The following is a 24,164-nucleotide window of genomic DNA, read 5'->3' as shown; positions in this document are numbered from 1 at the left end:
CATCAAGCCCTGCGCTTCGCTCCGAGTGCAGGTCCGTCCCACCGGTGGGCTTCGTCGCCATGAAGGCCGCGACGGTCGCGGTCCAACCGACGGAGCATCCCATGAGCGAGCATGACGACTACGAACCGCACCATCAGTCATCCCCGACCGAGCACCTGATCCAGGAGTTGCAGCTCCACGGCTATCGCCCCTCCGAAGACGAACTCGACCAGCGTCCGCCACCGGAAGACCACATCATCGAAGGAGCCGTCGCCGACATCTTCGACGCCCTGGTCGCTACGATCACCGACACGGGCCTCGACTTCGATCTGCCCGATCTCCTCTGGTCGACCGTCAATATGTTCCACCGCGCCGTAGACCGGATCGAACAGAAGCTGGACGACAACGAGCGTGCGCAAAAGCAGCTTCAGCGCGAACAAGACGGCTCCGAGGTAAAGTCCCTCCAGCTTGAGCGTCATATTGACATCGGGCGCAACCTGATCGAGCGCCGCGACGGCATGGAAACCTTCCGCGAAGCGGCCGCCGAACGCTACCTCGTCGCCACCGGCTCGCCCTGGTCGCAACGAACCGGATCACGGGTCAACCATCGCAATCTCACCGCATCGCTGATCGACAGCCGGGATTTCCTCGCCGCCAAGAGGCGCGCTGATACCGAGGTGCTCGTTCCCACGGGACCAAAGATCGCCTTCTCGGGTGGAGACAGCGCCGACCACAAGCAAATCTGGGCCAAGCTCGATCAGATCCACGCCAAACACCCGGACATGGTGTTGCTGCACGGCGGCTCGCCGAAGGGCGCCGAGAAGATCGCTTCACGCTGGGCCGGCACCCGCAAGGTGCCGCAGGTCGCCTTCAAGCCCGACTGGACGAAGCACGCCAAAGCAGCTCCCTTCAAACGCAACGACCAGATGCTGAACGTCGTGCCGATCGGGGTCGTGATCTTCCCCGGCACCGGCATTCAGGACAATCTCGCGGACAAGGCCCGCAAGATGGGCATCCCGGTCTATCGGTTCGGCTCCGGCGGCGCGTAAGCGCTGCCGGCCCCCCGCCATCTTGAAAAATGATGGCAATTTCGCTATTTTGCTATCATTGCCATCAGCTTCGACGGAGGCGCTATCATGCCCGCAGTCACGATCAGAAATCTGTCCGACGCGACGCACCGCGCCCTCAAGGTGCGGGCGGCGCAGCACGGCCGCAGCGCCGAGGCCGAGATGCGCGACATCCTCGAAACGGCCGTCCGGCCCGAAACCCGGCTGCGTCTCGGTACGGTGCTCGCCGAGGCCAGCCGTCGCATCGGCCTCACCAACGAGGATGTCGAAGCACTTGAGCGGACCGTCGACAATACGCCCGCCGAGCCCATGAGCTTCGAATGATCCTGCTCGACACCAATGTCGTGTCGGAGGCGATGAAGCCCGCTCCCGACGAGACCGTGCGTGCATGGCTCGACGAGCAGGCGGCGGAAACGCTCTTTCTCTCCAGCGTCACCATCGCCGAGTTGATGTTCGGCGTCGGCACGCTCCCTGACGGCAAGCGCAAGGACAGGCTCACCGACGCTCTGGACGGGGTAATCGAGCTGTTCGCGGATCGCATCCTGCCGTTCGACATCGATGCCGCACGGCATTACGCGGATCTCGCCGTCAAAGCCCGAACGGCCGGGAAAGGCTTTCCGACGCCCGACGGCTACATCGCGGCGATCGCGGCCGCCAAGGGCTTCGTTGTCGCCACACGCGACACCAGTGCATTCGACGCCGCCAATGTCGAGGTCATCGACCCCTGGAAGACCGAACGCTGACCACCTGCCACAGGCAACGGGGTTGGAACGGGCAATCGGGCAAAAACGGCCCTGGCGGCAAACAGACATCACGGTCTCCAGATCGGACGACCACCCCCGCTTCAAGACGCTGATCCTTGGTTCAGCCGATGGCCTGACGCCATCAACCCGTAAAGGGTCGGACTACGCATAGCGTGCCGCCGCTCCGGCTTCGCCTGCGCGGTGATTGCGGCCAACGGCCGAACTCTTCGGGTGCCTGTCAGCGGGGGATGGACCTCCGCTCAAACAGGAGCCAGGTCGATGTCCTTCCAAACCGCTCACGCCTTCGCCTTCAGCCTCGCCACCACCCTGATGGCCGCCATCGTCATCTATCGCGCCGGCGACGGGACGCTCTCCGTCACCCCGGCGTCGGAATACGACGGCGACGAAACCGCCATCGTCGGCGAAATCGACCCCTTCGCCTCATGAGGCGAACCGGGTCGCACAATCGGCGGACGCTTCGCGTTTCCGCTCCCCGGCGACTCGAATTCTGTTATTCTCGCGGACGCGCCGTGGTGGTGGTGGAGGCGCATCCGTCCAACATTTTACGGAGACACCACCATGATCTTCGTCGGCATTCTTCTCAGCATAGCCGCCATCGGATTCCTCTGCTGGCTCCTCTTCACGCTTGCAGTGTTCGCCCTGCCATTCTTCGCAGGCGTGACTGCGGGCACATGGGCCTATGGCACCGGCGCCGGCTGGCTCGGTGCTCTTGTCGTCGGCTTTGTCGCCACTGGCCTGACCTTCGGCATCGGCCAACTCCTGCTCGCCACCGTCCGCCCAACCTGGGCACGTCTGCTCGTAGCCGCAGCGTTCGTTGCCCCGGCCGTGGTTGCCGGCTTCCATGCCACCCATGGCATCGTGAAGCACACCATGCCGTCGGAGACATGGCAGGTCGTCTTTTCGGTCATCGGAGCCGTCGCGGTCGGCATCGTCGCCTTCACGCGCATCACTGGGATGGCGGCGTCCGGCCCTGCGATCGGGCATACATCCCACGCCTGACCCGCGACATCCATCGGAGCAAGACCAGGCAGCGAACACCATTGTCGCCCGCGTCATCCAGTTGGCCCGATAGGGAACGGAGTTACAGAGCATCGATCGTGCCGCCTGTCACGGAACGGTGGAGCTTGTCGGGATCGGCACCGGCATCACGGCCAGAGGAACCTCGGTCTCGAAGCGTTTCGTCAGGGCTGGCGGAGCGGCGAAATGCGCAGCCCGCTGGCCGGTTCAATGGCTGTATCCGCCTGTGGTCGCCGGTCAGGTCTCTATGACCAATGCCAGGACCACCACCATCTCCGTCATCTGTCCGTCCGGCGCCCGCTCAAAACGGCCTCTTCAATGGCCTGATCTGGCCGAAGGACGGCTTCGCCTCGAGCGCCTAAGCCACAACGGCTGGTCTCGACTTTCTTCCCCTGCCGGCTGCGCCGTCATTCCTCGCGAAACAACAAAGTCGCGCCTGCGCCATCCTCCGCTGCGCTGCGGTCGCAAGCGATGTGTCGTCGCTCGCCTCCGTCCGGTCGATCGCCATCGAGGCCGCAATGGTGCGGGCTCGAAACGGAAAACGGAGACTTACAATGGCGACCATCGGCACCTTCAAGAAGACCGGCTCGAACGAATTCACCGGCGACATCGTCACCCTCAGCGTCCAGGCCAAGGGCGTGCGCATCGTCCCCGACCTGCGCGCCAACGGCGAGAACGCCCCCAGCCACCGGGTCCTGGTCGGCCGCGCCGAGATCGGCGCCGCCTGGTCCAAGCGCTCCAACGAGGGCCGCGATTATCTGGGCCTCAAGCTCGACGATCCGAGCTTCAATGCTCCGATCTACGCCAACCTCTTCGATGACGAAGACGGCGAGGGCTACTCGCTGATCTGGTCCCGCCCCAACGGCCGCCGCGGAGACTGAGGCGGCGTACGAGGCCCCGGCCGAAAGGCCGGGGTCGCCTTCCTGCTCAAATCGCACCCAGTCGCAGATGCGTGCCCCAAATAGTCGGGCCACACCGAAGTCGCGCCCTCCGGCTTTACTGCAAAAGCCAGCCCGCAGAACCTTCGTTTCGTCAGCGACAACGGCTCGATTGCCCGAATCAGCAAGTCGGCGCCAGCGCAACACGGCCCTCCGGCGATGTCTTTGATCTGGCCGAAGCGGTCTAATGCGACTAAAATAGCCGTAGTTCTGGAGCGCGCGCCGGTTGCGATGGGAGGTGATCATGCATGATCACCGCCCGACAATCACGGGCCGCACGCGCGTTGCTGGGTTGGACGCAGGAGACGCTCGCTGACAAGGCCCGCATATCGCTGACAGCGCTCAAACGCCTCGAATCCGAAAGCGGACTCGATGTGTACGAGACGACACGCGATCAGGCACGCAGGGCCTTGGAAGGCGCCGGCATCGTCTTTCTGTCGACCGACCGAGGGCAAGGAGTGCTGCTGGTCGATGATCGCAGAAACAAGCCGAACCGATCTACCGGTTTACGCTGACCCGTGGGCCGCCAGGCCCCTCGTCATTCGCACGGTCGCCATTTCGGACCAAACTTGGTTAATGGACAGGCGTCACGTATCCGCCGAATCTACACCATGATCGAATCATTCCAGGACATCGCGCCGTCGGGGCAAGATCTCACCGACTACGACAAGTCGCACGTCAAACTCTACATGCGCTTGCTGGACGCAGCCGCTGACGGCGCGCATTGGGAAGAAGCCGTGCGGGTGCTGTTCGGCCTCGATCCCGCCCGTGAGCCCGAACGCTGCCGACGCATCCACGACAGCCATCTCGATCGCGCCCGCTGGATGACACATACCGGCTATCGTCACCTCCTGCGACCGGCACACGGCTGACAGGTTCGCAACCCCGTGTGATGCCTTTTCGACATCACGCAATGCCCTCCTCCGGGCTTCCAACATCCTCTTCGCGCAGCGAAAAATCACACGCTCGACTTACGCGCACCACGCGGGGGAGTTGATGCGATGAGGCACGATACATCAGACTGGCGAGACGACCGCAGCTACGACTTCTTCGATACTCTGCCGATCGAAGGTCTCGCCTGGGAATGCCTTCGTAGATACCAGCCGTATCAGGACGATTACGCCGGCCTGGTCGATGCCGGCGTCGAGACACATCCGTTGCCTGACGACATGCAGCAGCGCTGGGGGTTGCGATTTCCCCGCAAGACCAAGTCGTTCTGCCATGCAGCAACAGGTGGTGTGGTCGCCGTCGAACGACCCCGCCGTCCTCTTTCTGACAACCCGGCCGAATTTTCTGCCTTTCGCTTCAAACAGCCTCACCGACAGGTTCGTCGCGGGGCGTGACGGCCCTGAAGGATCATATTCCGGTCTTCCCGACCATGACCTCCAGATTCTCTTTCTTCCCGGCACATCCCCAAACGATCAGCTTGCGGTGGTCATTCCCATAGATGACGACATCCTTGATCGTATCGATGCACTGACACGCCTCTCCCGCGCCTCGCTCCAACGTCCACCGTTGCGCGACACGCGCATGACTGTCGAGCAGCGCCGTCGCTTTCGCCTCAAACTCCGCGCCGCAGATGGCCGCATGAATGGCGCGACCTATCGCGAAATCGCCATCGCAATCTATGGCGCGGCGCGTATCGATACCGAACCCTGGAAGACCTCGCCCCTGCGTGATGCCGTGATCGCCTTCGTCGAAGCCGGAATGGCGCTCATCAATGGCGGCTATTTGCACCTGCTTCGGCATCGCCGTCGCACCTAACCTGTGCGAGCGACCGGGGTGGGTAATTTAGCCAACCCAAGTCCCCCATCCTTCCCGCCGACCGTTCTCCGCCACCGTGGTCGCTGTCAGCCGCTGATCGCCAGCGGCCCCCAGCAACCCCACGGAGGCCCGCCCCATGCGACCCGATACCGCCGCGCTCCCGCCACGTTACCTGCGGACCAAGGAAGCCGCTGAATTTCTCAGCCTGTCCGCCCGTACCCTCGAAAAGCACCGCACCTACGGCACTGGCCCGGCCTACCGCAAACTCGGTGGGCGCGTCGTTTATTCCGTCGACGATCTCGAAACCTGGGCCGAACGCGGGGCAGTGACCTCGACGTCCGATCCGCGCGGCTCCGTGCTTCCCGCAAAGCGCCAGACGCTACCGACCGGCCAGATCGCCGGCCGATACGCACGCTGATCGCGGCTGGTCCCTTTCATGGTGGTGCGGCGTCGTGACCCTTCGGAGCGCGGGCAGCTCGACCTGTTTCGCGCGCTCCCCGGCGACTTCGCCCCACGAGACGCGCAGGATCTCATGGCCTATCCCTTCTTCTCCCTCTCGAAATCGCACCGCATAGCGCCGATCGATTTTTCGGCGGGCGGCGTCTCTATCCGGGTCGAGGCCGTTCCCGATCATGGCATGGCAACGATCTGGGACGCCGACATCCTGATCTGGGCGGCCAGCCAGATCGTTGAGGCCCGCGACGCCGGGCTCCGCACCTCCCGGCTGATGGCGGCGACACCGTATGAGATCCTCACCTATGTCGGTCGCGGCACATCCATGCGCGACTATCAGCGGCTCAAGGCCGCGCTGGACCGGCTGCAATCGACCACCATCTCGACATCGATCCGCCAGCCCACCGAGGGCCGCCGCCACCGTTTTTCATGGATCAACGAATGGCAGGAGCGCACCGAACGCAATGGACGGCCGGACGGCATCGAACTGATCGTCCCCGACTGGTTCTACAAAGCCGTCCTCGATGACGCGCTCATCCTCACCATCGACCCGGCCTATTTCCATCTCACCGGCGGCCTCGACCGCTGGCTCTACCGCATCGTGCGCAAACACGGCGGCCGCCAGCGCGACGGCTGGCGTTTCGACCTGCGCCACCTCCACGTCAAATCCGGCAGTCTGTCGCCGTTCAAACGCTTCGCGTTCGAGCTGCGCGACATCGTGCGGCGCCAGCCGCTACCCGGCTACGTCCTGTCGCTGGAGGTGGAAATGGGCGGGCGAACGCTGCTCGCTTTCGAGCCGCTCGCGGCCTGTGGAAAACCTGTGGACGGGCTCGTGCTATCGGGAACCCGGACTATCGTGCCATCGGGAACCCGAGGCTCGTGCTATCAGGAACCCAAACCGGCCTTAACGTCTGGAAATCGCAGGCGGATTCGCGCCCTTAACTTAGAGTCTAACCAAGAATCTAACCTTGAAGAGCGCGCGCGCGATGTGGAAAACCTCATCCGCGACGCTGCCAGAAGCCTCAGTGTAGCGGCCAAAAAGAGCGTCCCGACCGCACAGTCCGGCCCGCAAAGGGCTTCCGGCAACATCCTGTCATCCAACGTCGGCGATCCCGAAACGCCCCGGCTTCCCCTCGATCCACCGGGGGAACGCCGATGATCGTCGCGCTTCTCAATCAGAAAGGCGGGGTCGGGAAGACGACGCTCGCGCTCCACCTCGCCGGTGAACTCGCCGGGCGCGGCCGGCGTGTCACGCTGATCGACGCGGACCCGCAAGGCTCGGCGCTCGACTGGTCCGAGCAGCGCAGCCATGAGGGCCTGCCACGCTCGTTCGGCGTCGTCGGCCTGGCGCGCGATACGCTCCACAGCGAAGCGCCCGAGCTGGCGCGCGATGTCGATCACATCGTCATCGACGGCCCGCCGCGCGTCGCCGGCCTCATGCGGTCGGCATTGCTCGCCGCCGACCTCGTGCTGATCCCGGTGCAGCCGTCACCGCTCGACGGCTGGGCCTCGGCCGAGATGCTTTCGCTCCTGTCGGAAGCGCGCATCTACCGGCCACAGCTCGTCGCCCGTTTCGTTCTCAACCGCTGCGCCGCGCGCACCGTCATCGCTCGCGAGACGGCCGAGACGCTGGCCGATCACGATCCGCCGGTGCTCGCCAGCACCATCGGCCAGCGCGTCGTCTTCGCCGACGCCGCGCAGTCCGGGCGGCTCGCCTCGGAGATCGACAGCCGCTCGCCCGCCGCCCGCGAAATCGCCGCGCTCGCATCCGAGATCGCGCGGCTGCGCATCGGCGACGGAGGCGCGTCATGACGGTCCGCGTCGAAAAGCGCGGCTTCGCTACGCGCCCCGCCGATCCCGAGCAATGGATCAAGACGGCCGAGAGCCCGCCGCGCGCATCCGAGGCGACCGCCTACACGGCGCGGCTCACCATCGACGTGACGCCCGCGCTGCGCGGTCGGATCAAGATCGCGGCCTTCGGGCGCGGCGTCACCGTCGCCGACATGCTGCGCGAGCTGCTCTCTCGCGAATTTCCCCCGACCCCAGGAGACCGCACATGACCGGCACCGCGGCCCCCCGCGAGCGCGGCGGCCCGATGCCGTTCGCGCTCATCCATGATCGCATGACCCGCGTCGAACTGACGTGGATCGAGAAGAAGATCGAATACTGGATCAGGTTCGGCCAGGCGGCGAACGAACAAATCCTCGACCGTCGCCAGCGCGTTCTCTCTTTCCGGCCGAACACCGTCTTCGCCTTCGTGCGATGGGCGGCGAACGACTTCGGCACGATCATCTCGCGCATCGACATCGTGCGTGCGGTCGAACCGGGCGAGGCTTACCAGACGCTGCCTTTCGTGCGGCCGGGCGGCGAAATCCTGCTGAAGATCGAGGGCTGGCCGAAGGTCGAGGACGTGCTGCGCCACGTCGATGCGATCGAGGCGATCGGCATCGATGCGGACGCCGTTTCGCCGGAGCACTGGCGGCACGTCCACAACCGGATGGCCGCCGCCCATCAGCCGCGCGCCTATACGCTCGAACAGCACCGAGCCTTCCTCCTGCGCAGGAAGGTCCAGCCATGACGCGCGCCAGCCTCGTCCTCGTCACGGCGCTCGCCACGATGGGCGTCGGCTATCCGGCGCTCACGCCGATGCCGATCAAGCTCATGTGGAACGCCTCGGCCAGTGCGCCCATCGGCTTCTACACGATCAACTTCGACGGGCCGTTCGACGTCACCGATCTTGTCGCGGTCGACGCACCCGAACCGCTCGCCACCTTCATGGCCGAGCGCGGCTATCTGCCCAAGGGCGTGCCGCTGCTCAAGCGCGTTCTCGGCGTTTCCGGGCAGACCGTATGCCGCTCGAACCTGACCATCACGGTCGATGGCGTCGAGATGGGCAAGGCGCTGCAGCGTGATCGCGTGGGGCGCGATCTGCCGGCCTGGCAGGGCTGCCGCCGCATCCAGACCGGCGAAGTCTTCCTCATGAACTGGCAGGTCCGCGACAGCCTCGACGGCCGCTACTTCGGCCTGACGTCCACCGACCAGATCATCGGCCACGCGGTCCCGCTGTGGACCGACGAAGACGGCAATGGCCGCTTCGAGTGGCGCGCGCCGACGCGCTGACGGCTTCCCCCATCGGCGGGAGCGGTGCTCGCCGATGCTTTTTCAACGCCACCGCAAAGGAAGCAATCATGCCTCAGATTGGTGAATTCGCGCGCGAAGAGACCGGCTTCACCGGCAACCTTCAAACGCTGTTGCTCGTCCAGGACGTCATCATCGTTCCGGCCGAGCCGTCCGACGCCGAAAACGCACCCGACTATCGCGTTCACGTCTTCGATGCCACGAACAACGAAACAGGCGCGGAGATCGGCGCGGGCTGGAAGCGCACCGGCGAGAAGGCCGGTGAATATGTCGCGTTGCTGATCGACGATCCGACTTTTCCGCAGCCGATCCGCGCCAACCTGTTCCGCGACGACGATTCCGGGAGCGCCTGGTCGCTGCACTGGTCGCGTCCGCGCGACCGAGCCGAGAAGGACTGACCGATGCCTGCTCGCCGTCCATCGACGAGCCATCGGAGTGCGCGCGGGCGGCATAACGCCACCCGTCGCATGGCTCTCTTTCTCCTTTCCGGCCTGATCCTCGCGGCGAGCGCAACCGGCGCTGTTCTTGCACAGTCGGCACCGGCTACACGCATCGCCCCGGTCGATCCGCACGCTGCCCACATCACCGAGGCGGCGCAGCGGTTCGGCATCCCCGAACGCTGGATTCGCGCCGTGCTGCGCGCCGAGAGCGCGGGCGACGTGCACGCGATCTCGTCGGCGGGCGCGTTGGGGCTGATGCAGGTCATGCCCGATACGTGGGCGGGCTTGCGCGCCCGCTACCGTCTCGGCCGCGACCCTTATGACCCGCACGACAACATCATGGCGGGCACGGCCTATCTGCGCGAAATGTGGGACCGCTATGGCGATGTCGGCGCGATGCTCGCGGCCTACAACGCCGGTCCCGGCCGCTACGACGACCATCGCTCGACCGGCCGCGCGCTGCCGGCCGAAACGCGGGCCTACGTCGCCGCGCTCGTGCCGGCTCTCGGCGGCGCGGCTGCACCCGAAACGTCAGTCCGGCGATCCGATCCGCCACCCGATTGGCGTGAGGCGGCGATCTTCGTCGTGCGTTCCGCCGATGCTCACTCCGCAGCGCCGCGGTCGGCCAATGAGCGTTCGGACGAGAGCCGATCCTCCGTCACGGCGAGGCCATCCGGTCCGGCCGCAACATCGGATTCGCCCCTTGTCGTCGCACGCTCCACCCCAGGAGAGCGCCCATGAGCGTGCGGGCCGCCATTCGCACGCAATCGTGTTCCGGCGTGTCAGGGAGGGGGCAAGGGGCAGAGGCAGGCACAACAACCGGACGATGGCGAGATAAAAAGGCGCACGGTGCGCTTCGGTCGGTCGGTTGTTTTTGCTTGGGTTTTCGGCGCGTTTCGCACCGTGCCGCGCTTTCGCGCACCGTGCGCCGCGCGCCCATCTTACTGATTTTCTTGTTCCTTTTGCACCGTGCGGGGCTCCGCCATGGCCGATGACAGCGAAATTCGCGTCCGGCCTGGGCGCATCCGCTCGACCCGCGCACAGCAGGCCCGGCCTTTCATTTCGCAGGCGCTCGCCGCCGCGCAGAAGGCCGGGGGCCGCGTCTCCCGTTCCGGCAAGATCACGCCCGGCAACCGTTCGCGCTTCGGGCGCGGCCAGCGCGCCAGCATCCAGGCCAATCGCCTGCTGACCGGCCGCTCGCGCATCGTCGTCATCAAGACCCGCGTGGTGCGCCATAGCGCGCGCGCCGCGCCGCTGGCTGCGCACCTGACCTATCTGCGCCGCGACGGCGTGACCCGAGACGGGGAGAAAGCGCGGCTGTTCGGCCCTGAAGGCGATAACGTGGACGCCCGCGACTTCGCGGCGCGCTGCGAGGATGACCGGCACCATTTCCGCTTCATCGTCTCGTCCGAGGACGCCGTGGATATGGCCGACCTCAAGGACCACGCCCGCGAGCTGATGGGGCAGATGGAAAAGGATCTCGGCACGAAGCTCGATTGGGTCGGCGTCGATCATTGGAACACCGACAATCCCCACATCCATATCATCCTGCGCGGCCGCACCGACGACGGCCAGGATCTCGTGATCTCCCGCGACTATATCAAGGAGGGAATGCGCGCCCGCGCGCAGGATCTCGTCACCCAGGAACTTGGGCCTCGCACCGATCTGGAGATCAACCGCAATCTGGAGCGGCAGGTCGAAGCCGAACGCTGGACGCAGCTCGACCGGCAGCTTGTCCGCGACGCCGGCAAGTCGGGCATCATCGACCTCGCTCCGCAGCCCGGCCAGCAGCCAGACGAATTTCACGCGCTGAAGGTCGGCAGGCTGCGCACCCTCGAAATCCGTGGGCTGGCCGGACAGGTCGGACACCAGCAATGGTTCATCAAGGCCGAGGCCGAATCCACACTTCGCGAACTCGGCGAGCGCGCCGACATCATCAAGCGGATGCACCGGGCGCTCACCGAACGCGGCATCGAACGCGGCTCGGCCAGCTATGTCCTCGCCGGGGAGAGCCTCGATGTTCCCGTTATCGGCCGCCTGGTCGAACGCGGCCTTGACGACGAGCTGAAGGGAACGGCCTACGCCGTGGTCGACGGTGTGGACGGCCGCACCCATCACATCAGGCTGCCGCATCTCGACGCCACCGGCGACAGCCCGCCGGGATCGATCGTCGAGCTGCGCGCCTACGAGGACGCGAAAGGCGAGCACCGTGTCGCGCTCGCCGTCCGCTCCGATCTCGATCTCCAGCATCAGGTGAGCGCCACCGGCGCAACCTGGCTCGACCGGCAATCCATCGCCCGCGAACCCGTCGCCATGTCGGACGGCGGTTTCGGCGCCGAAGTGCGGGACGCGATGCGGCAACGCACGGAGCATCTGGTCGGCGAAGGTCTCGCCGAGCAGCAGGGGCGCCGCGTCATCTTCAACCGCAACCTGATCGATACGCTCCGCCGCCGCGAAGTCGATGCCGTGGCCAGCAGATTGGCGAAGGAGACCGGCCAGCCATTCAAGCCGGCCGAAAGCGGCGAATATGTCGCCGGCACCTATCGCCAGCGCCTGACGCTCGCCTCCGGCCGCTTCGCCATGATCGACGACGGCCTCGGCTTCCAGCTCGTGCCCTGGTCGCCATCCCTCGACAAGCAGCTCGGCCGCCACGTCTCCGGCGTCGCCCGCGACGGCGGCGGCGTCGATTGGGATTTCGGCCGCAAGCGCGGGCTCGGCCTCTAGCCTCAACCAGAAAGGAACATCGCAATGTCCGCGACCAAAATCCTCTGGGGACAGATTCTGATCGTCCTCCTCATCGTCCTCTCCACCACCTGGGGCACGACCGAATATGTCGCCTGGAGCCTCGGGTTTCAGGCGCAGCTCGGGCCGCCCTGGTTCGTCCTGTTCGGCTGGCCGTTCTACCATCCACCCGCCTTCTTCTGGTGGTGGTTCTCCTATGATGCCTATGCGCCGGAGATCTTCACCCAGGGCGCGTTCATCGCCGCGTCCGGCGGCTTCATCGCCATCGCCGTCGCCATCGGCATGTCGGTCTGGCGGGCGCGCGAAGCCAAGGACGCCGCGACCTATGGCTCGGCACGGTGGGCCGAGAAGGAAGAGGTGAAGGCTGCGGGGCTGCTCGATCCCGATGGCGTCATACTTGGCCGCTACGAGCGTGAGTATCTGCGCCATGACGGGCCGGAGCATGTGCTGTGCTTCGCCCCGACGCGATCGGGCAAAGGCGTCGGCCTTGTCGTGCCCTCGCTCCTGACCTGGCCCGGCTCGGCCATCGTCCACGACATCAAGGGAGAGAACTGGACGCTGACATCCGGTTTCCGCTCACACCACGGCCGCGTGCTCCTCTTCGATCCGACCAATCCGAAATCCTCGGCCTACAATCCCTTGCTCGAGGTGCGGCGCGGCGAATGGGAAGTGCGCGACGTGCAAAACATCGCCGATATTCTGGTCGATCCCGAAGGGAGCCTCGACAAGAGAAATCACTGGGAAAAGACCTCCCATTCGCTGCTCGTCGGCGCAATCCTCCACGTCCTCTACGCCGAGCCGGAAAAGACGCTCGCCGGTGTCGCCAACTTCCTCTCCGATCCGAAGCGCCCCGTCGAATCCACGCTGCGCGCCATGATGAAGACCGCCCATCTCGGCGAGGACGGGCCGCATCCCGTCGTCGCCAGCGCGGCGCGCGAGCTGCTGAACAAATCCGACAACGAGCGCTCCGGCGTCCTGTCCACGGCCATGTCGTTCCTCGGCCTCTACCGCGATCCCGTCGTCGCCGAGGTGACGCGGCGCTGCGACTGGCGCATCAGCGACGTCGTAGGCGGCGCGCGGCCGACGACGCTCTACCTCGTCGTGCCGCCGTCCGACATCAACAGAACAAAGCCGCTGATCCGGTTGCTGCTGAACCAGATCGGCCGTCGTCTGACCGAGGATCTGCAGGCGAAGGGCGACCGTCACCGCCTGCTCTTGATGCTGGATGAGTTTCCGGCGCTGGGGCGGCTCGACTTCTTCGAGAGTGCGTTGGCCTTCATGGCGGGTTACGGTCTCAAAGCCTTCCTGATCGCCCAATCACTCAACCAGATCGAAAAGGCATACGGCCCCAACAACTCCATTCTCGACAACTGCCATGTGCGCGTTTCCTTCGCCACGAACGACGAGCGCACCGCCAAGCGCGTGTCCGACGCGCTGGGCACCGCGACCGAAATGAAGGCGATGAAGAACTATGCTGGGCATCGGCTCTCGCCATGGCTCGGCCATCTGATGGTCTCGCGATCGGAGACCGCCCGCCAGTTGCTGACGCCCGGCGAGATCATGCAGCTTCCGCCGAGCGACGAAATCGTCATGGTCGCCGGCACGCCGCCGATCCGGGCGAAGAAGGCGCGCTACTATGAGGATGCCCGTTTCCGCGAGCGCCTGCTGTCGCCCCCCGAACTGAAACGTCCCGACAAGCCTCGCCCCGACGACTGGAGCAGCCTGCCGATCCCGGCGAGGCCGGAGGCGCTGGACGGGAAGCCTGCCGACCTGTCCGACGACGAAGACACCACCGATTCCGAACGCCGGCTGCAACCCGAACTCAGCCGCGCCAAGCCGGCGGAAAAGAAAGAACCCATCGCCAACGAGTTCGAAATCGAGCTTCCCGACGACACCGATGAGGACGCCATGCGCAATCGGCGGATGATCAGTCAGGTTCAGGGTGTCGCGCGCCAGGTGTCGCTCGACCCCGATGACGGCATGGACCTGTAAGCGCCATGACCAGCCATCGGAAAAAGTCGAAGTTCACGGTCTATCTGGACCCCGACGTGACGCAGGCGCTGGCGGATTTCGCGGCGCGCCGGGATCAATCGCAATCCATGATCGCCGAGGCCGCCATTGCATCCTTCCTGTCGCCGGACGATGCCGAGCGGCGCGAGGCGGTCGTCGCCAAGCGCCTCGACCAGATCGACCGCCGCATGACCCGCTTGGAGCGGGACGTCGGCATCGCTGTCGAAACGCTGGCGGTGTTCATCCGGTTCTGGATCACGACCACGCCGGCCTTGCCGGAGCCTGCGGCGCAGGCGGCACGCGCCAAGTCAGCCGAGCGGTATGAGGCTTTCATCACCGCGCTCGGCCGGCGCCTCGTCAAAGGGCCGAAGCTGCGACAGGAGATCCCCGAAGACGTCTCCGAGTCGGACCCCTGACGATCTCGCGCGTCATCTGGTGAGCCCGGCGACGGCATCAAGATCAGGGCTCCACCGCCGTTCTCCTGTATTTGCACGCCACGCTACTACTACGACCGATACTTGTTGAACCCGCCCGATTTCGGGCTCTTTTAATTGACCCCATTCCGGGGACTGTCTGTCGCGCCTCGTGAACGAACGGGGCCGACATGACTGCCAACCACCAAAAACCAGAAGCCATTGCACGCGGCGCGCGGATGCTGCGCACGGCGCTTGGTCCGGCCATCGCCCGGTTTCTTGAAGAGCCCGCCGTCGTCGAGGTGATGCTGAACCCGGATGGCCGTATCTGGGTCGATCGGCTGTCCGAAGGTCTAGCCGATACCGGCGAGACGATGTCACCCGCCGATGGCGAACGCATCGTGCGCCTGGTCGCCCATCATGTCGGCGCGGAAGTCCACGCCCGAAGCCCTCGTGTCTCGGCTGAACTGCCCGAGACCGGCGAACGCTTCGAGGGGCTGTTGCCGCCTGTGGTCACTGCCCCGGCCTTCGCCATCCGCAAGCCCGCCGTCGCCGTCTTCACTCTCGACGACTATGTGGCCGCCGGCATCATGTCCGGCGATCAGGCGGAAGCGTTGCGCTCGGCTGTCACCTCCCGCGCCAACATCCTCGTCGCTGGCGGCACCTCGACCGGCAAGACCACGCTGACCAATGCGCTGCTGGCGGAAGTGGCGAAGGGCACCGATCGCGTCGTCATCATCGAAGACACCCGCGAACTGCAATGCACCGCCCCGAACCTTGTCTCCATGCGCACCAAGGACGGCGTCGCCACACTCTCCGATCTCGTCCGGTCCTCACTGCGCCTGCGGCCCGACCGCATCCCGATCGGCGAAGTACGCGGGGCCGAAGCGCTCGATCTGCTCAAAGCCTGGGGCACCGGCCACCCAGGCGGCATAGGCACCATCCACGCAGGCACCGGCATCGGGGCTCTGCGCCGGCTCGAACAGCTCATCCAGGAAGCCGTCGTCACCGTGCCGCGCGCCCTGATCGCCGAGACCATCGACCTTGTCGCCGTCCTTTCCGGCCGCGGCTCCGCGCGCCGGCTCGTCGAACTCGCCCGCGTCGAAGGGCTCGGCGCCGACGGCGACTACCGCATCACCCAAGCCATCCCTTTGGCCATCCCCACCAGCACAGGAGAATCCGCATGATCCACACCACCATGCGCGTGCGTCGCATGATCGCGACCGCCGCCGCCTTCACCTACGTCAACCTGATCCTCATCCCGGCCGCCCACGCGTCCGGTTCGTCGATGCCGTGGGAAGCGCCGCTTCAGAAAATCCTCCAGTCGATCGAAGGGCCAGTGGCCAAGATCGTCGCCGTCATCATCATCATCGCGACCGGCCTGGCGCTCGCTTTCGGCGATACCTCGGGCGGCTTCCGCAAGTTGATCCAGATCGTCTTCGGCCTGTCGATCGCCTTCGCGGCCAGCTCGTTCTTCCTGTCCTTCTTCTCGTTCGGCGGCGGGGCGCTTGTCTGATGGCGGGCTTCGAGCAACTCGACGTGCCGGGCTTCACCGTCCCGGTCCACCGCGCGCTGACCGAGCACATTTTGCTCGGCGGCGCTCCGCGTTCCATTGCGATCTTGAATGGGACGCTGGCCGGGGCCGTGGGCCTCGGCCTGCGCCTCTGGCTGGTTGGACTGCTCATCTGGGCTGTCGGGCATTTCGCGGCGGTCTGGGCCGCCAAGCGCGATCCGCTCTTCGTCGAGGTCGGCCGCCGCCATCTGCGCATCCCCGGTCAGCTGTCGGTCTGAGGGAGGCACAATCATGATGAACCTTGCCGAATATCGCCGCACCGCCAGCCGCCTGGCCGACTTCCTGCCATGGGTCGCGCTCGTCGCCGAAGGCGTCGTGCTGAACAAGGACGGCTCGTTCCAGCGCACGGCGCGCTTTCGCGGTCCCGATCTCGATTCCGCCGTCGCGGCCGAGCTGGTCGCCGTCGCCGGACGCATCAACAACGCCTTCCGCCGTCTCGGTTCCGGCTGGAGCATTTTCGTGGAGGCGCAGCGCTCCGAAGCTGCGACCTATCCCGCGAGCCAGTTTCCCGATCCGGCCTCCGGCCTGGTCGACGCCGAGCGCAAGGCCGATTTCGAGGAAGCCGGCGCGCATTTCGTGTCGTCCTACTTCCTCACCTTCCTGTTCCTCCCGCCAGCCGGGGAAGCGGCACGCGCCGAGACATGGCTTTACGAGGGCCGCGAGCGCTCCGGCGTCGATCCGCATGAGATCCTGCGCACCTTCACCGATCGCACCGACCGCGTGTTGGCATTGCTCGATGGATTCATGCCGGAATGCGCGTGGCTCGATGATAGCGAGACGCTGACCTATCTGCATTCCTGCGTTTCCACGAAGCGCCATCGCGTTCGCGTGCCGGAAACGCCCATCTATCTCGACGCGCTTCTGGCTGACCAACCGCTCATCGGTGGACTGGAGCCGCGCCTTGGCAACGAGCATCTGCGCGTCCTCACCGTCACCGGCTTTCCGACCGCGACGACGCCCGGCCTGCTGGACGACCTTAACCGCCTGGCCTTTCCCTACAGGTGGAGCACCCGCGCGATCCTGCTCGACAAGGTGGATGCGACTAAGCTGCTGACCAAAATCCGGCGGCAATGGTTCGCGAAGCGCAAGAGCATCGCGGCCATCCTCAAGGAAGTGATGACCAACGAGGCGTCGGCGCTTGTCGATACCGACGCCGCGAACAAGGCGCTCGACGCCGATATGGCCTTGCAGGAGCTTGGGGCCGACGTGGCGGGCATGGCCCATGTGACGGCCACAATCGCGGTATGGGACGCCGATCCGCGTCTTGCCGACGAGAAATTGCGCCTTGTCGAGAAGGTCATTCAGGGCCGCGACTTCACGGCCATGGTCGAGACCGTCAACGCCGTGGACGCCTGGCTCGGCAGCTTGCCCGGCCATGCCTATGCCAACGTCCGTCAGCCGCCCATCAGCACTTTGAATCTCGCCCACATGATCCCGCTTTCAGCGGTGTGGGCGGGGCCGGAACGGGACGAGCATTTCGGTGCGCCCCCCTTGCTTTACGGCAAGACCGAAGGCTCGACCCCGTTCCGGTTATCCCTTCACGTCGGCGACGTCGGCCACACTCTCGTCGTCGGTCCGACCGGCGCGGGGAAGTCCGTCCTGCTCGCGCTCATGGCCTTGCAGTTCCGCCGCTACGACCGTGCCCAAGTCTTTGCGTTCGATTTCGGCGGCAGCATCCGCGCTGCCGCGCTCGCCATGGGCGGCGACTGGCACGACCTTGGCGGCGGGCTGACCGAAGGTTCTGACGCTTCCGTATCGCTCCAGCCGCTCGCGCGCATCCACGACACTTACGAACGCGCCTGGGCCGCCGACTGGATCGTGGCAATCCTGATGCGCGAAGGCATCGCGATCACGCCGGAGGTGAAGGAACACATCTGGACGGCGCTGACCTCGCTGGCCTCCGCGCCCGCCGAGGAACGCACCATCACCGGCCTCGCGGTGCTGCTGCAATCCAACGATCTTAAACAAGCCCTTCGCCCATATTGCGTCGGCGGTCCCTACGGCCGGCTGCTCGACGCCGAGGCTGAACACCTCGGTTCGGCCGACGTGCAGGCATTTGAAATCGAAGGCTTGGTCGGGACCGGCGCGGCCCCAGCCGTGCTTGCCTATCTGTTTCACCGCATCGGCGACAGGCTGGATGGGCGGGCGACGCTGCTCATCATCGACGAAGGCTGGCTGGCGCTGGACGATGAGGGATTCGCTGGCCAGCTTCGCGAATGGCTCAAAACGCTGCGCAAGAAGAACGCCAGCGTCATCTTCGCTACGCAGAGCCTGTCCGACATTGACGGCAGCAACATCGCGCCGGCGATTATCGAGAGCTGCCCGACGCGGTTGCTCCTGCCGAACGAACGCGCCATCGAACCGCAGATTACGGCGATCTATCGCCGCTTCGGCCTCAATGACCGCCAGATCGAGCTAATCGCCCGCGCGACGCCCAAGCGGGATTACTACTGCCAAAGCCGCAGGGGCAACCGCCTGTTCGAGCTGGGCCTGTCCGAAGTCGGGCTCGCGCTCTGCGCCGCATCTTCGAAATCCGACCAGACCCTCATTGCGAACCTGATCGCCGAGCACGGCCGCGACGGCTTTCTCGCCGCGTGGCTTCGCGCCCGCGATGCCGGATGGGCCGCCGATCTCATTCCGAACTTCCCCCAAGCCGAAAAGGAGTCCTGACCATGAATACCCGTCGTTTCCGCTCGCGCGCCATCGTGCTTGCCGCAACCATGCTTGCCGTCTCGCCTATGCTGGCGACGCAGGCCCATGCGCAATTCGGCTTCGGCCGGATCGTCTATGACCCGACGAACTACGCGCAGAACCTTCTTACCGCCGCGCGCACGCTGGAGCAGATCAACCACCAGATCACCTCGCTTCAGAACGAGGCGACCATGCTCATCAATCAGGCGAAGAACCTGGCGAGCTTGCCATACTCGGCGCTTCAGACGTTGCAGCAGAATGTGCAGCGCACCCAGCAGCTTCTTGGGCAGGCGCAGAATATCGCGTTCAACGTCGGTCAGGTCGATCAGGCGTTCCAGAGCCAATACGGAAATGTCTCGCTGTCGGCCACCGACGCGCAACTGGTGGCGGGGGCGCGTGACCGCTGGAAGAACACGGTTGGCGGCTTGCAGGACGCGATGCGTGTTCAGGCCGGTGTCGTTGGCAACATCGACGCTAACCGCACGCAAATGTCGGCGCTTGTCGGCCAGAGCCAGGGCGCGACCGGCGCGTTGCAGGCAACACAGGCTGGCAACCAGCTTCTCGCCCTCCAGTCGCAGCAGCTTTCCGACCTGATCGCTCTTCTCGCCGCCAACGGCCGCGCCGGTTCGCTCACCGAGGCCGAGCGCGCCACCGCCGCCGAACAGGGGCGCGAACAGCGCCGCCGCTTCCTGACGCCTGGCTCCGGTTATCAGCCGGGCAACGCGCAGATGTTCAACAACGGCAACTGAGAGCCAGAAGGGGAGCACTGTCATGGACGGCAAGATGCTGGCCCGGCTGGGCGCAATCATATTCGTCGCGGTCGCCATCACGGCGACCGCGATCGAGATGACCCGCAAGGAAGAGGCTCCGGCATCCTCGCCGGTCAGCCTTCATGAGCCCTCGCGCGATCCGCTGCGCGAGGGCCAACGCCGGTGCCAGCAGCTCGGCCAGAAGGCGGCCGAGGATAGTGAATGCCTGCGCGTCTGGGCGGAGACGCGCGACCGTTTTCTCGGCCGCACGTCCGCACCGTCGTCGCCCACTCCGATCGAAGGGCGCTGATCCATGGGCGGCGCTGGCGTCATCGACAACTTTCTTGGGGTCTTCACCCGCTATATCGACTCCGGCTTCGGGCTTCTGTCCGGCGAGGTCGCTTTCGTGGCGACCACGCTCATCGTCATCGACGTGACGCTGGCCGCGCTGTTCTGGTCGTGGGGCGCGGATGACGACATCATGGCGCGGCTGGTGAAGAAGACGCTGTTCGTCGGCGTCTTCGCCTATCTCATCGGCAACTGGAACAACCTCGCGAAGATCGTCTTCGACAGCTTCGCGGGCCTTGGGCTCAAGGCAAGCGGCACCAGCTTTTCGACCGCTGACCTGATGCGCCCCGGCAAGGTCGCACAGACCGGCCTCGATGCCGCCCGGCCGCTGCTCGAATCCATTTCCGACCTGATGGGCTGGATCGCATTCTTCGAGAACTTCATCCAGATCGCGTGCCTGCTCTTCGCCTGGGCGCTGGTGATCCTCGCCTTCTTCATCCTCGCCATTCAGCTTTTCGTGACGCTGATCGAGTTCAAGCTGTCGACGCTGGCCGGCTTTGTGCTGATCCCGTTCGGGTTGTTTGGCAAAACCGCCTTCATGGCCGAGCGCGTGCTTGGCAACGTGATTTCCAGCGGCATCAAGGTGTTGGTGCTCGCCGTCATCATCGGCATCGGTTCGACGCTGTTCAGTCAGTTTACGGCCGGCTTCGGCGGCTCGACCCCGAGCATCGACGACGCCATGGCCGTCGTCCTCGCCGCTTTGTCGCTGCTCGGCCTCGGCATTTTCGGTCCCGGCATCGCTTCCGGCCTCGTTAGCGGTGGCCCGCAGCTCGGCGCGGGCGCTGCCGTTGGAACCGGCCTTGCTGCTGGCGGCATGGTCCTGGCCGGCGCCGGCGCGGCTGGCCTCGCCGCGAAAGGCGGCGCAGCCGCACTTTCCACAGGTGCTGCCGCCGTGCGTGGCGGCGCGACCTCGGCGGGCGCAGCTTCCGCCGCCTTTAGCCTCGGTTCACTCGGCCAGTCCGGCGCGGCGGGCGTCGCATCTGGCATGGGCGGCGTCGGACGGGCGGCGGGCAGCGCGGCTATGTCGCCGCTTCGTCGTGCGAGCGCCAGCGTAAAATCCAGCTTCTCCGATGGCGTCAAATCCGGGCTCAGTGCGACCGGTGGCACCTCGACCATGGGAACGGTCGGCGGCGCGGCGGAAGCCCCGCCTGCATCGGCTCGGCCCGCCAGTGCGACGCCGGGCTGGGCACAGCGGATGCGCCAGTCCGGCCACACCATCCAGACAACCGCCCACGCCGTCCGCTCCGGCGACAGCCACGGCTCCGGTTCTTCCGTCAACCTCTCTGAAAGTGACCGCTCATGAATCTCTTCAAGCGTCCCGCCGCGCACTACGGCAAAACACCCCAACCCGAGACCCCCTATCAGAAGGCCGCACAGGTCTGGGACGAGCGTATCGGCTCGGCGCGCGTTCAGGCGAAGAACTGGCGCCATATGGCCTTCGGCTCGCTGGTTCTCTCCGCCGGCTTTGCCGCCGCGCTCGTCTGGCAGTCGGTCCAGGGGACCGTCGTTCCGTGGGTGGTACAGGTCGACAATCTCGGCCAGGCGCAAACCGTCGCGCCTGCCACCGCCGACTTCCGCCCGACCGATCCGCAGATCGCCTGGCATCTCGGCCGCTTCATCGAGCAGGTGCGCAGCATCCCCGCTGATCCGATCATTGTCCGGCAGAACTGGCTTCGCGCCTATGAATGGACCACCGATCGCGGCGCGGGCGCGCTCAACGACTATGCCCGCACCAACGACCCGTTCACCAAGGTCGGCAAGCAGCAGATCGCCGTGGACGTTTCGAGCGTCATCCGGGCTTCCCCCGACAGCTTCCGTGTCGCGTGGACGGAACGGCATTTTGAGAACGGCCAGCTCTCCGGCACGCAGCGATGGACCGCGATCCTCACCATCGCCGTGCAGCCGCCACGTGATGCCGAACGGCTGAAAGCCAATCCGCTCGGAATCTACGTCAACGCCATCAACTGGTCGCGAGAGATGGGCCAATGAAGCTTGCGCCCCGCAAATCCGCAATCGCCGCCGTATTGCTCTCCGCGACCATGCTCGCCGGCTGCGCTTCGACCAAGCCGCCGCAGATCAGCTATGACAATAGCGTCCCGCCGCTTCCGGCCATTCCCGCAGCCGTGACGGACGAGCGGCTGAAGCCGCTGCATGTTCCTCCGGCCTGGACCGTGGCGCGTGGCGGCCAGACCGCCAGCACAGCGACCGGCCGTGTCGAGAACGCCAATGCGGCGGCCCGCGTCCAGCCGCGCCGCGAAGGCTACTTCAACGCCATTCAGGTCTATCCGTGGTCGGAAGGCGCGCTCTATCAGGTCTATGCCGCACCGGGGCAGATCACCAATATCGCGCTTGAGCCGGGCGAAAATCTGACCGGCGCGGGACCGATCGCGGCCGGCGACACTGCCCGCTGGATCATCGGCGACACCGAATCCGGCTCCGGCGTCGCCCGCCGCGTGCATGTGCTGGTGAAGCCCACACGCGCCGACATCACCACCAATCTCGTCATCACCACCGACCGGCGCACCTACATGGTCGAGCTGCGTTCGGGCGAGAAACCCTATATGCCCGCCGTCTCCTGGTCTTATCCGCAGCCCGTAGGCGGGGGGCGTCAGGCCGTTCCGGCAACGCCGGTCATTCCGGTCGTCGCCGCGCGCAACTACCGCTATGGCCTGACCGGCAGCAGCAATCCGCCATGGAAGCCTGTCGCCGTCTATGACGACGGCCGCCGGGTCTATGTCGAGTTTCCGCGCGGGATCGTACAGGGCGAGATGCCGCCGATCTTCGTCATCGGCCCGGAAGGCGAAGCCCAGATCGCCAACAGCCGCATCCATCAACACATCCTGATCGTCGATCGCCTGTTCGGCGCGGCAGAGCTGCGCCTTGGCGGCGGCGACCGTCAGCAGACCGTCAGGATCGTCCGAACCGACGGGAGGCCGCAATCATGACCGAGACCGATACCAACGCCGCGCCGATGCGCCTGCGCGCCGAAGCCCCCCGCGTCACCCGCCTGTCGCGCAAGATGCTCGCCAGCGTCGCCGCCGTCGCCCTGGTCGGCATCGGCGGGGCGCTGATCTACGCTCTTCAGACCCGTGGCCCAGGCGATGGCGGAGAAGAACTCTATTCCACCGCCAACCGGCAGACCGCCGATGGTCTCGCCGGCCTGCCGCGCGACTACACCGGCCCGGTCCTTGGGCCGCCGCTGCCCGGCGATCTCGGCGGGCCGATCCTTTCCGCGCAGAATGCCGGCCAGCCTGTCGTGCCGCCCGTCGTGCCAACGCCCGGCGTCGACGAAGCCGAACAGCGCCGCCGCGCCGAGGAAGAGGCCGCGCGCCTCAGCACCGTCTTTTTCCAGTCACGACAGGGATCGACGGCCGCAGCAACACCGGGCGCAATGCCGGGCCTCGATCTCGGCGGCGTGGCCGGACAGCCAGCGACCGCACAGGACCGGCAGCTTGCCTTCCTCAATGCGGCGGCCGACCGGCGCACCGTGACGCCGGATCGCGTCACGCCGCCGGCGTCGCCCTTCGTGCTTCAGGCCGGGGCTGTCATCTCGGCGGCGTTGATTACCGGCATCCGCTCCGATCTTCCCGGTCAGATCACCGCGCAGGTCACGGAGAACATCTATGACAGCCCGACCGGAAGCATCCTGCTCGTGCCGCAGGGAACGCGGCTCATCGGCCAGTATGACAACAGCGTGCAGTTCGGGCAGCGCCGCGTGCTGCTTGTCTGGAACCGCCTCATCATGCCGAATGGCCGCTCCATTGTTCTTGAGCGCCAGCCGGGCGCGGACACGCAGGGCTATGCCGGTCTGGAGGATGGCGTCGATTATCACTGGTGGGATCTCGCCAAGGCCGCGGCGCTCTCGACGTTGCTCGGCGTCGGCGCGGAACTCGCCACCGACGACAATGACAGACTGATCCGCGCCATCCGCGACGGCGCGCAGGAGACCATCAATCAAGCTGGTCAGCAGATCGTCCAGCGCCAGTTGCAGGTCGCGCCGACCCTGACCATCCGGCCCGGCTTCCCGGTCCGCGTCATCGTCACGCGCGACCTGGTGCTCGAACCCTACAGGAGCTGA

The 24,164-nt window shown here is 65.8% G+C and carries 31 protein-coding genes; all 31 read left to right on the top strand.

Going from position 1 to position 24,164, the window contains the following annotated elements; all coding sequences use genetic code 11:
* Positions 1 to 101: 101 nt before the first annotated feature.
* The 31 genes from AQY21_RS03880 (at position 102) to AQY21_RS03745 (ending at position 24,164) form a co-directional block, all read left to right on the top strand.
* Positions 102 to 1,028 carry a DUF2493 domain-containing protein gene (locus AQY21_RS03880; RefSeq protein WP_058096488.1) on the top strand — a complete coding sequence of 309 codons (927 nt, stop codon included), beginning with the start codon at positions 102 to 104 and terminating at the stop codon, positions 1,026 to 1,028.
* 87 nt (positions 1,029 to 1,115) lie between these two features.
* Complete coding sequence (locus tag AQY21_RS03875; protein ID WP_058096487.1) at positions 1,116 to 1,370, top strand: hypothetical protein; 255 nt, start codon at positions 1,116 to 1,118, stop codon at positions 1,368 to 1,370.
* Entirely contained in the window at positions 1,367 to 1,789 is a 423-nt protein-coding gene (locus tag AQY21_RS03870) for a type II toxin-antitoxin system VapC family toxin (protein WP_058096486.1), read from the top strand. Before AQY21_RS03875 ends, AQY21_RS03870 begins: the two co-directional genes overlap by 4 nt.
* A gap of 279 nt (positions 1,790 to 2,068) precedes the next feature.
* Entirely contained in the window at positions 2,069 to 2,236 is a 168-nt protein-coding gene (locus AQY21_RS29295) for a hypothetical protein (RefSeq protein ID WP_203416374.1), read from the top strand.
* A 132-nt stretch (positions 2,237 to 2,368) separates the two neighbouring features.
* Positions 2,369 to 2,809, top strand: coding sequence for a hypothetical protein (locus tag AQY21_RS03865; protein ID WP_058096485.1), 441 nt, complete (start codon positions 2,369 to 2,371; stop codon positions 2,807 to 2,809).
* Between the two features lie 572 nt (positions 2,810 to 3,381).
* A complete protein-coding gene (locus AQY21_RS03860) occupies positions 3,382 to 3,708 on the top strand; it encodes a DUF736 domain-containing protein (RefSeq protein ID WP_058096484.1) in 327 nt (108 codons plus the stop codon).
* 305 nt (positions 3,709 to 4,013) lie between these two features.
* On the top strand, positions 4,014 to 4,280 hold the full coding sequence (locus AQY21_RS27550; RefSeq protein ID WP_082657970.1) for a helix-turn-helix transcriptional regulator: 267 nt from the start codon (positions 4,014 to 4,016) through the stop codon (positions 4,278 to 4,280).
* Positions 4,281 to 4,358: 78 nt separating this feature from the next.
* On the top strand, positions 4,359 to 4,637 hold the full coding sequence (locus AQY21_RS03855; protein ID WP_369807747.1) for a DNA -binding domain-containing protein: 279 nt from the start codon (positions 4,359 to 4,361) through the stop codon (positions 4,635 to 4,637).
* Between the two features lie 129 nt (positions 4,638 to 4,766).
* Complete coding sequence (locus AQY21_RS29610; protein ID WP_152988097.1) at positions 4,767 to 5,108, top strand: transcriptional regulator domain-containing protein; 342 nt, start codon at positions 4,767 to 4,769, stop codon at positions 5,106 to 5,108.
* Positions 4,999 to 5,529 (top strand): DUF2285 domain-containing protein, encoded by a 531-nt coding sequence (locus tag AQY21_RS03850; protein ID WP_058096631.1) that lies wholly within the window; start codon positions 4,999 to 5,001, stop codon positions 5,527 to 5,529. Before AQY21_RS29610 ends, AQY21_RS03850 begins: the two co-directional genes overlap by 110 nt.
* A 136-nt stretch (positions 5,530 to 5,665) precedes the next feature.
* Complete coding sequence (locus AQY21_RS03845; RefSeq protein ID WP_058096483.1) at positions 5,666 to 5,947, top strand: AlpA family transcriptional regulator; 282 nt, start codon at positions 5,666 to 5,668, stop codon at positions 5,945 to 5,947.
* An 18-nt stretch (positions 5,948 to 5,965) separates the two neighbouring features.
* A complete protein-coding gene (locus tag AQY21_RS03840; protein ID WP_058096482.1) occupies positions 5,966 to 7,141 on the top strand; it encodes a replication initiator protein A in 1,176 nt (391 codons plus the stop codon).
* Positions 7,138 to 7,794 (top strand): ParA family partition ATPase, encoded by a 657-nt coding sequence (gene parA, locus AQY21_RS03835; RefSeq protein ID WP_058096481.1) that lies wholly within the window; start codon positions 7,138 to 7,140, stop codon positions 7,792 to 7,794. The genes AQY21_RS03840 and parA overlap by 4 nt, the downstream gene beginning before the upstream one ends.
* Positions 7,791 to 8,042 (top strand): hypothetical protein, encoded by a 252-nt coding sequence (locus tag AQY21_RS03830; RefSeq protein WP_058096480.1) that lies wholly within the window; start codon positions 7,791 to 7,793, stop codon positions 8,040 to 8,042. The genes parA and AQY21_RS03830 overlap by 4 nt, the downstream gene beginning before the upstream one ends.
* A complete protein-coding gene (locus tag AQY21_RS03825) occupies positions 8,039 to 8,560 on the top strand; it encodes a DUF2840 domain-containing protein (RefSeq protein ID WP_058096479.1) in 522 nt (173 codons plus the stop codon). Before AQY21_RS03830 ends, AQY21_RS03825 begins: the two co-directional genes overlap by 4 nt.
* The gene (locus AQY21_RS03820) at positions 8,557 to 9,102 is read left to right on the top strand and encodes a S26 family signal peptidase (RefSeq protein WP_058096478.1); all 546 of its coding nucleotides are present in this window, start codon (positions 8,557 to 8,559) and stop codon (positions 9,100 to 9,102) included. The genes AQY21_RS03825 and AQY21_RS03820 overlap by 4 nt, the downstream gene beginning before the upstream one ends.
* Before the next feature lie 68 nt (positions 9,103 to 9,170).
* The gene (locus tag AQY21_RS03815; RefSeq protein WP_058096477.1) at positions 9,171 to 9,518 is read left to right on the top strand and encodes a DUF736 domain-containing protein; all 348 of its coding nucleotides are present in this window, start codon (positions 9,171 to 9,173) and stop codon (positions 9,516 to 9,518) included.
* A gap of 69 nt (positions 9,519 to 9,587) precedes the next feature.
* Entirely contained in the window at positions 9,588 to 10,301 is a 714-nt protein-coding gene (locus AQY21_RS03810) for a lytic transglycosylase domain-containing protein (protein WP_203416370.1), read from the top strand.
* A gap of 243 nt (positions 10,302 to 10,544) precedes the next feature.
* Positions 10,545 to 12,284: a VirD2 family relaxase/mobilization nuclease gene (locus AQY21_RS03805; RefSeq protein ID WP_058096475.1), complete on the top strand. Its 1,740-nt coding sequence runs from the start codon at positions 10,545 to 10,547 to the stop codon at positions 12,282 to 12,284.
* Between the two features lie 24 nt (positions 12,285 to 12,308).
* Positions 12,309 to 14,294, top strand: a complete 1,986-nt coding sequence (locus AQY21_RS03800; protein ID WP_058096474.1) for a conjugal transfer protein TraG — start codon at positions 12,309 to 12,311, stop codon at positions 14,292 to 14,294.
* A 5-nt stretch (positions 14,295 to 14,299) separates the two neighbouring features.
* Positions 14,300 to 14,728 carry a hypothetical protein gene (locus tag AQY21_RS03795; protein WP_058096473.1) on the top strand — a complete coding sequence of 143 codons (429 nt, stop codon included), beginning with the start codon at positions 14,300 to 14,302 and terminating at the stop codon, positions 14,726 to 14,728.
* Positions 14,729 to 14,916: 188 nt separating this feature from the next.
* Positions 14,917 to 15,912 carry a P-type conjugative transfer ATPase TrbB gene (gene trbB, locus AQY21_RS03790; RefSeq protein WP_058096472.1) on the top strand — a complete coding sequence of 332 codons (996 nt, stop codon included), beginning with the start codon at positions 14,917 to 14,919 and terminating at the stop codon, positions 15,910 to 15,912.
* Positions 15,909 to 16,241 carry a TrbC/VirB2 family protein gene (locus tag AQY21_RS03785; protein WP_058096471.1) on the top strand — a complete coding sequence of 111 codons (333 nt, stop codon included), beginning with the start codon at positions 15,909 to 15,911 and terminating at the stop codon, positions 16,239 to 16,241. Before trbB ends, AQY21_RS03785 begins: the two co-directional genes overlap by 4 nt.
* Positions 16,238 to 16,516 (top strand): VirB3 family type IV secretion system protein, encoded by a 279-nt coding sequence (locus AQY21_RS03780; RefSeq protein ID WP_058096630.1) that lies wholly within the window; start codon positions 16,238 to 16,240, stop codon positions 16,514 to 16,516. Before AQY21_RS03785 ends, AQY21_RS03780 begins: the two co-directional genes overlap by 4 nt.
* A 13-nt stretch (positions 16,517 to 16,529) precedes the next feature.
* Positions 16,530 to 18,968, top strand: a complete 2,439-nt coding sequence (trbE, locus tag AQY21_RS03775; protein WP_058096470.1) for a conjugal transfer protein TrbE — start codon at positions 16,530 to 16,532, stop codon at positions 18,966 to 18,968.
* A 2-nt stretch (positions 18,969 to 18,970) separates the two neighbouring features.
* Positions 18,971 to 19,738, top strand: coding sequence for a P-type conjugative transfer protein TrbJ (trbJ, locus tag AQY21_RS03770; protein ID WP_058096469.1), 768 nt, complete (start codon positions 18,971 to 18,973; stop codon positions 19,736 to 19,738).
* A gap of 22 nt (positions 19,739 to 19,760) precedes the next feature.
* Positions 19,761 to 20,048: a putative entry exclusion protein TrbK-alt gene (gene trbK-alt, locus AQY21_RS03765; RefSeq protein WP_058096468.1), complete on the top strand. Its 288-nt coding sequence runs from the start codon at positions 19,761 to 19,763 to the stop codon at positions 20,046 to 20,048.
* Positions 20,049 to 20,051: 3 nt separating this feature from the next.
* Positions 20,052 to 21,389, top strand: coding sequence for a P-type conjugative transfer protein TrbL (gene trbL / locus AQY21_RS03760; RefSeq protein ID WP_058096467.1), 1,338 nt, complete (start codon positions 20,052 to 20,054; stop codon positions 21,387 to 21,389).
* Entirely contained in the window at positions 21,386 to 22,075 is a 690-nt protein-coding gene (gene trbF, locus AQY21_RS03755) for a conjugal transfer protein TrbF (RefSeq protein WP_058096466.1), read from the top strand. Before trbL ends, trbF begins: the two co-directional genes overlap by 4 nt.
* Positions 22,072 to 23,031 carry a P-type conjugative transfer protein TrbG gene (gene trbG / locus AQY21_RS03750; RefSeq protein WP_058096465.1) on the top strand — a complete coding sequence of 320 codons (960 nt, stop codon included), beginning with the start codon at positions 22,072 to 22,074 and terminating at the stop codon, positions 23,029 to 23,031. The genes trbF and trbG overlap by 4 nt, the downstream gene beginning before the upstream one ends.
* The gene (locus tag AQY21_RS03745) at positions 23,028 to 24,164 is read left to right on the top strand and encodes a TrbI/VirB10 family protein (protein WP_058096464.1); all 1,137 of its coding nucleotides are present in this window, start codon (positions 23,028 to 23,030) and stop codon (positions 24,162 to 24,164) included. The genes trbG and AQY21_RS03745 overlap by 4 nt, the downstream gene beginning before the upstream one ends.

The organism is Paracoccus sp. MKU1 (assembly GCF_001447385.1).
Classification (GTDB): domain Bacteria; phylum Pseudomonadota; class Alphaproteobacteria; order Rhodobacterales; family Rhodobacteraceae; genus Paracoccus.
This window is presented reverse-complemented; position numbering and strand designations above follow the sequence as displayed.

Excerpts from the sequence above, each read along its gene's own strand:
- trbB (WP_058096472.1), top strand. The coding sequence starts at position 14,917 with ATGACTGCCAACCACCAAAAACCAGAAGCCATTGCACGCGGCGCGCGG.
- trbL (WP_058096467.1), top strand. The coding sequence starts at position 20,052 with ATGGGCGGCGCTGGCGTCATCGACAACTTTCTTGGGGTCTTCACCCGC.
- trbK-alt (WP_058096468.1), top strand. The coding sequence starts at position 19,761 with ATGGACGGCAAGATGCTGGCCCGGCTGGGCGCAATCATATTCGTCGCG.
- AQY21_RS03800 (WP_058096474.1), top strand. The coding sequence starts at position 12,309 with ATGTCCGCGACCAAAATCCTCTGGGGACAGATTCTGATCGTCCTCCTC.
- AQY21_RS03815 (WP_058096477.1), top strand. The coding sequence starts at position 9,171 with ATGCCTCAGATTGGTGAATTCGCGCGCGAAGAGACCGGCTTCACCGGC.
- AQY21_RS29295 (WP_203416374.1), top strand. The coding sequence starts at position 2,069 with ATGTCCTTCCAAACCGCTCACGCCTTCGCCTTCAGCCTCGCCACCACC.
- AQY21_RS03785 (WP_058096471.1), top strand. The coding sequence starts at position 15,909 with ATGATCCACACCACCATGCGCGTGCGTCGCATGATCGCGACCGCCGCC.
- AQY21_RS03840 (WP_058096482.1), top strand. The coding sequence starts at position 5,966 with ATGGTGGTGCGGCGTCGTGACCCTTCGGAGCGCGGGCAGCTCGACCTG.
- AQY21_RS27550 (WP_082657970.1), top strand. The coding sequence starts at position 4,014 with ATGATCACCGCCCGACAATCACGGGCCGCACGCGCGTTGCTGGGTTGG.
- AQY21_RS03825 (WP_058096479.1), top strand. The coding sequence starts at position 8,039 with ATGACCGGCACCGCGGCCCCCCGCGAGCGCGGCGGCCCGATGCCGTTC.
- parA (WP_058096481.1), top strand. The coding sequence starts at position 7,138 with ATGATCGTCGCGCTTCTCAATCAGAAAGGCGGGGTCGGGAAGACGACG.
- AQY21_RS03845 (WP_058096483.1), top strand. The coding sequence starts at position 5,666 with ATGCGACCCGATACCGCCGCGCTCCCGCCACGTTACCTGCGGACCAAG.
- AQY21_RS03880 (WP_058096488.1), top strand. The coding sequence starts at position 102 with ATGAGCGAGCATGACGACTACGAACCGCACCATCAGTCATCCCCGACC.
- AQY21_RS03820 (WP_058096478.1), top strand. The coding sequence starts at position 8,557 with ATGACGCGCGCCAGCCTCGTCCTCGTCACGGCGCTCGCCACGATGGGC.
- AQY21_RS03870 (WP_058096486.1), top strand. The coding sequence starts at position 1,367 with ATGATCCTGCTCGACACCAATGTCGTGTCGGAGGCGATGAAGCCCGCT.
- AQY21_RS03745 (WP_058096464.1), top strand. The coding sequence starts at position 23,028 with ATGACCGAGACCGATACCAACGCCGCGCCGATGCGCCTGCGCGCCGAA.
- AQY21_RS03875 (WP_058096487.1), top strand. The coding sequence starts at position 1,116 with ATGCCCGCAGTCACGATCAGAAATCTGTCCGACGCGACGCACCGCGCC.
- AQY21_RS29610 (WP_152988097.1), top strand. The coding sequence starts at position 4,767 with ATGAGGCACGATACATCAGACTGGCGAGACGACCGCAGCTACGACTTC.
- AQY21_RS03830 (WP_058096480.1), top strand. The coding sequence starts at position 7,791 with ATGACGGTCCGCGTCGAAAAGCGCGGCTTCGCTACGCGCCCCGCCGAT.
- trbF (WP_058096466.1), top strand. The coding sequence starts at position 21,386 with ATGAATCTCTTCAAGCGTCCCGCCGCGCACTACGGCAAAACACCCCAA.
- trbJ (WP_058096469.1), top strand. The coding sequence starts at position 18,971 with ATGAATACCCGTCGTTTCCGCTCGCGCGCCATCGTGCTTGCCGCAACC.
- AQY21_RS03810 (WP_203416370.1), top strand. The coding sequence starts at position 9,588 with ATGGCTCTCTTTCTCCTTTCCGGCCTGATCCTCGCGGCGAGCGCAACC.
- AQY21_RS03805 (WP_058096475.1), top strand. The coding sequence starts at position 10,545 with ATGGCCGATGACAGCGAAATTCGCGTCCGGCCTGGGCGCATCCGCTCG.
- trbE (WP_058096470.1), top strand. The coding sequence starts at position 16,530 with ATGATGAACCTTGCCGAATATCGCCGCACCGCCAGCCGCCTGGCCGAC.
- AQY21_RS03860 (WP_058096484.1), top strand. The coding sequence starts at position 3,382 with ATGGCGACCATCGGCACCTTCAAGAAGACCGGCTCGAACGAATTCACC.
- AQY21_RS03795 (WP_058096473.1), top strand. The coding sequence starts at position 14,300 with ATGACCAGCCATCGGAAAAAGTCGAAGTTCACGGTCTATCTGGACCCC.
- trbG (WP_058096465.1), top strand. The coding sequence starts at position 22,072 with ATGAAGCTTGCGCCCCGCAAATCCGCAATCGCCGCCGTATTGCTCTCC.
- AQY21_RS03865 (WP_058096485.1), top strand. The coding sequence starts at position 2,369 with ATGATCTTCGTCGGCATTCTTCTCAGCATAGCCGCCATCGGATTCCTC.